The following is a 2380-nucleotide window of genomic DNA, read 5'->3' as shown; positions in this document are numbered from 1 at the left end:
ATACCTAAGCCATGAGTTAGTTTATTCTAAGCCCATATAGTCAGTCGGTGCTTTTTAAAGCGATTGTTTTATCTAAGCTACCTTTGTGCTAAATCCCTTTTGTATGAAACATTACTTTTCATAACAATATCTTAACGACTATTGCTAAGTTGATTAGAAATTATCAAAGATACAGAAGTATTATGTCCCTTAGTAAGCATATAGTAAGCGCACAAAATACGCCTTGCTTAGTGAGCAAACGCTTAGTATAGTAAAACCTAATGATATGCAGGGCATAGCGTACAGGTAAGTTTTTATTATTTGCTCTGAGATATCAGTCACTGCACAACTTTTAGTTTATTTTTTATCACTCAATCCACTTAACTATTAATCCAAAGGATATTTGTATGGCTATTAGCTTAACAAAAGGCGGCAACGTAAACTTATCAAAAGAAGCGCCAGGTTTAACTAACATTACAGTCGGTCTAGGCTGGGATCCACGTGCCACTGACGGCCAAGAGTTTGATTTAGATGCAATCGGTTTCTTGATTAACGAAGCAGGCAAAGTCCGTAACGACCAAGATTTTATCTTTTTCAACAACCTAAAATCAGACAACGGCGCTGTTGAGCATACTGGTGATAACCGTACTGGCGAAGGCGATGGCGATGATGAGAAAATCAAAATCAATCTTGCTAGCATCCCAGCTGACGTCAACAAAGTAGCTATCTGTGCAATCATCTATGAAGGCCAAGCACGTAACCAAAACTTTGGTCAAGTTGGTGATGCTTATATCCGCGTTGTAAACGACAATGGCGAATCTGAAATCGCTCGTTATGACCTATCAGAAGATGGCAGCACTGAAACAGCGATGATTTTCGGTGAATTATATCGTCACAGCGGTGATTGGAAATTCCGTGCGGTCGGTCAAGGCTTCAGCGGTGGTCTTGGACCATTAGCAGCCTCTTATGGCGTAAATGTTTAACGTTAAAACCAACGTAAACGTTTAGCAAGCCAATTATCATAATCAGACGTCTGGTTATGATCCAATGAGCCATCAAGTGTGCCCCTTTAACGCATTTGATGGCTTTAAATTTAATTGGCTTATCATTAAAATCTATAAAGCATCTAAAAGCACACGCACACATTAAGAGCATTTAACAAAGATATTAGAATAAGGATTTGCAAGCCATGGCCGCAACATTCAGTTTAATCGGTACTATTGAACCTTTTTTGCATTGTAATCTCAAAAAAGGCGATTCAATTTATTGTGAAGCCAACGCGATGGTGATGATGGAGTCCAATCTTGAGCTGAAAGGTAAGCTACAAGGTGGGCTGATGCAGTCACTGATGCGCCGCTTTGCAAACGATGAATCGTTGTTTCAACAGCAGATTGAGGCGGTTAATGGTGAAGGCGACTGTCTGCTTGCGCCTACGCTCGATGGTGATATGCAAATCATAGAAGTTGGCAAACAGCAGTATACATTGAGTGATGGTGCATTTGTCGCGGCTCAAACTGGCGTCGATATCAGAGCCAATATTCAGCGCAATTTAGGCGGTGCAGTATTCGGTGATACAGGCGGCTTTATGGTGATGCAGACCCAAGGCCAAGGTCAAGTCGTGGTATCTGGTTTTGGCTCGTTGTTTGAGATTGATGTCACACCAGACAAAGATGTCATTATTGATAACGGTCATGTGGTCTGCTGGGATTCGAACCTTGAATACAAACTGTCAGTTTCGACCAGTAAGAAAAAAGGCATCATGAGCAATATTATCAACTCCGTCACTAGTGGCGAAGGTATGGTTCTGAACTTCTCAGGAAGTGGCAAAGTCATTATTTGTTCACGCAATCGTGACAGTTATCAAGGTTGGATACAAAGCGTCCTAGGTAGTAGCTCAGGCGGACGTGGCGGCGGTGGTGGCTTCTTAGACAATATCTTATAGTGCATTTCGCAATTTATACCAATTTCTAACTTTATTTTTAAACGGTTTTACTCACAATTATTATAAGGATACTCACATGGCAGTTAGTCTTCAAAAAGGTCAAAAAATCTCCCTAAGCAAAGAAGCGGGCGGCGAGCTGACTCAAGTTAAATTGGGTCTAGGCTGGGATGTCGCTCAAGGACCACAGGATAAAAAAGGTGGCTTCTTAGGAAAATTATTCGGCGGCGGTTCTGGTGGCGACTCTATCGACTTAGATGCTTCATGCATTATGTTTGATGCAAACAAGCAAGCGGTCGATGCCATTTGGTTCAGTCAGCTAAAATCGAAAGATGGCAGTATCGTGCATACGGGTGACAACCGTACTGGCGACGGTGATGGCGATGATGAAGTCATCAATGTCGATCTCTCAAGAGTACCTGCCAATGTGGTTTCATTGGTATTTACGGTCAATAGCTTTAC

General features: G+C 41.8%; 3 protein-coding genes. All 3 read left to right on the top strand.

What is annotated here, in order from left to right:
- Positions 1-386 precede the first annotated feature (386 nt).
- Positions 387-962, top strand: coding sequence for a TerD family protein (locus tag B2863_RS13900; RefSeq protein ID WP_057760832.1), 576 nt, complete (start codon positions 387-389; stop codon positions 960-962).
- Between the two features lie 206 nt (positions 963-1168).
- Positions 1169-1921 (top strand): TIGR00266 family protein, encoded by a 753-nt coding sequence (locus tag B2863_RS13895; RefSeq protein ID WP_057760834.1) that lies wholly within the window; start codon positions 1169-1171, stop codon positions 1919-1921.
- Between the two features lie 76 nt (positions 1922-1997).
- Positions 1998-2380, top strand: a 383-nt coding sequence (locus B2863_RS13890; protein ID WP_296211586.1) for a TerD family protein, incomplete at its 3' end; no start/stop codon positions are given.

This window comes from Psychrobacter sp. UBA3480 (assembly GCF_002377945.1).
GTDB lineage: Bacteria > Pseudomonadota > Gammaproteobacteria > Pseudomonadales > Moraxellaceae > Psychrobacter.
Note: the sequence above shows the minus strand (reverse complement) of the source record. Positions and strands in the feature narration are given on the sequence as shown.